Consider the following 2368-nt stretch of genomic DNA (forward strand, 5'->3'; position numbering starts at 1 on the left):
CGGTGCGGACCCGTCCCCACCGGCCGGATGTCACGCGGCCCGCTTGTACTTCTTGATCGAGCTGTCCTGGGCGATCGAGTCGGCGCCCTTCTGGCACAGGTCGAGGAACTCGGCCGGGCCGATCCGACCGCTGAAGAACTCGCCGCACGCGGCGTCGACGAGCTCGCGCTCCAGCTTCCGGTAGAAGTTGTTGTAGACCCAGTTGAAGCCGTTGCTGCCGGAGGCGTCCAGCGCCTTGCTCACGGTGCTAAGGCCGAACGGCAGCTCGATGCCCTCGGTCGCCCCGGCCACCACGGTCAGGCTGGCGACCTTCCTGGTGAAGTCCTGGGCGCCCTTCTTCGACAGCATGACCCGGAAGTACTCCAGGCCGCCGGCGAGGTTCTTCGCCTTGGCCGGGACCATGAACGGCTCACCGGCGGTGCCGCGGATCGCCTCGAACGGCAGCTTGTCGCCGCTGCCCAGGCTGGGCGTCGGCTGGATCGTCATGTTGAAGCCCTCGGGGGTGACCTTCTTCTGCTCGCTCTCCAGCCAGGAGCCGCAGGAGATGAAGGCGGCCTTGCCCTGGCACCACGCGGTCTGCGACTGCACGTGGTCGAGGCCCGGCGAGCCGGCGAGGATGTAGCCGTCCTTGACGATCTGGTGCCACGCGTCCGCCGCGGCCTTCATCGCGTCGGACTTCCACGCGTTGGGCTCCAGGTTGTCGATCGCGGTGGCGACGGACGGCCCGCCGAACTTGATCGCGGTGGCGATCAGCGGCCAGCTCATGTAGCGGGGGTGCTTGCCCGCGTACGTCCACGGCGCGATGCCGGCCGCCTTGATCTGCTTGCACAGCGCGATGTGCTCGTCCCAGGTCTTGGCGTACTGCCAGCCCCGGTCGGCGAAGAGCTTCGTGGAGTGCCAGATGCCGTAGGCGGTGTAGGTGTAGTTCATCACCATGAACTTGCCGTCGTACGAGCCGACCTCGACGGCGCCCGGCAGCAGCGTGTCCTTGACCGTCTTGCCGGGGACGTCGAGGCTCGGGGCGGCGAGCAGCTCGCCCAGGTCGGCGATGGCGTTCTGGGAGACCAGGCTGTTGAAGTCGATCTGGTCCTTGCCGGAGTTGTTGACCACGTCCGGCGGGGTGCCGTCGACGAAGCGCGGCTGGAGGGTCTTGCCGATCTCCTGCGTCGCCGAGTGGTTGATCTTCGCCTTCGGGTACTTCTCGGTGTACATGGCCTCGTGGGCCTTCGCGTACTCCTCGCCGAAGCCGCCGTTGAAGATCACCACCTCGAGGGGCGCGTCCTCCTTGACCCCGAGCGGGTTCTGCTCGCTCTTGGTGCCCTTGTAGGTGCCGGCGTCGCCCTTGTCGTCGCCACCACCTCCGGTGGCGCAGCCGGCGAGCAGGCCGGCGGCAGGGGTGGCCAGCAGGCCGGCGGCGGCGGTGCGCCGCAGGATGTCACGCCTGTTCATGGTCTCTCCTCGGATCGGGTCCGGGCGGGCGCCGGATGGGGGAAGGCGGCCGCCGCACGAGGCACAGGGGGAAGTTGTCTTCAGTTTGTTAGTTGTTGCTGAAGAATTTCTACGGCAGTAACCGGCGGACTTCAAGACCGCACACCGAACCGTTATCACCACCGGTCGGTTCGCGGCTGACATACCCTCGGGGCCATGCGCCGTCTGCGGCAACTCGCCGCACACACGCCGGCTGGTCGGGAACGCTACGTCGACCTGCTCCGGGCGCTCGCGATCGTCATGGTCGTGCTCGGCCACTGGGCGGTGGCCGCCATCGGTGAGGACCCTACCGGCCGACCGACGGCCCGTTCGGCGCTGCCGGACCTGCCCTGGGCGTACCCGCTGACCTGGGTCGCCCAGGTGATGCCGGTGTTCTTCCTGGTCGGCGGCTACGCCAACGCCGCCTCGCTGACGGCCCGCCGGGCGGCCGGCGGCGACGCCGTCTCCTGGCTGCTGGACCGGGGCGCGCGGCTGCTGCGCCCCACGACCGCGCTGCTGGTGGTGATCGCCGCCGGCTCCGCCGTCGCGTCGCTGGCCGGCGTCGAGGCGACGTTGGTGCGTACCGTGGCGTGGTTCGCCACCATCCCGTTGTGGTTCCTCGCGGCCTACCTCGTGGTGGTGCCGCTGACCCCGGCGATGTACGCCCTGCACCGGCGCTTCGGCCTGCTCGTCCCGCTCGCGCTGGCCGCGCTGGTCGCCGCGGGCGACCTGGGGCGCGCGCTGGGACCGGCCGAGCTGGCGCTGCCGAACTACCTCTTCGGGTGGCTGGCCGTCCACCAGCTCGGCTTCGCCTGGCGCGACGCCCGCGCCGAGTCGCCCGGACGCCCCGACGCACCCGCCCGCCCCGACGCACCCCTGCGGCGCGGCGTCCGGTCCCACC

Annotated in this window: 2 protein-coding genes; one reads left to right on the top strand and one right to left on the bottom strand. The window is 70.2% G+C overall.

What is annotated here, in order from left to right; translation table 11 throughout:
* Positions 1 to 30 precede the first annotated feature (30 nt).
* Positions 31 to 1449 carry an N-acetylglucosamine/diacetylchitobiose ABC transporter substrate-binding protein gene (gene ngcE, locus AB0L34_RS33605; RefSeq protein ID WP_363709685.1) on the bottom strand — a complete coding sequence of 473 codons (1419 nt, stop codon included), beginning with the start codon at positions 1447 to 1449 and terminating at the stop codon, positions 31 to 33.
* Between the two features lie 195 nt (positions 1450 to 1644).
* On the opposite strand from ngcE, the gene AB0L34_RS33610 reads away from it, so the two are divergent.
* Positions 1645 to 2368 (top strand): acyltransferase (locus tag AB0L34_RS33610; RefSeq protein WP_363709687.1); only part of this gene is annotated, 724 nt, incomplete at its 3' end.

Source organism: Micromonospora sp. NPDC052213, assembly GCF_040679695.1.
GTDB lineage: Bacteria > Actinomycetota > Actinomycetes > Mycobacteriales > Micromonosporaceae > Micromonospora.

Coding starts and splice junctions, on each gene's coding strand:
- ngcE (WP_363709685.1), bottom strand. CDS start 1,449: ATGAACAGGCGTGACATCCTGCGGCGCACCGCCGCCGCCGGCCTGCTG.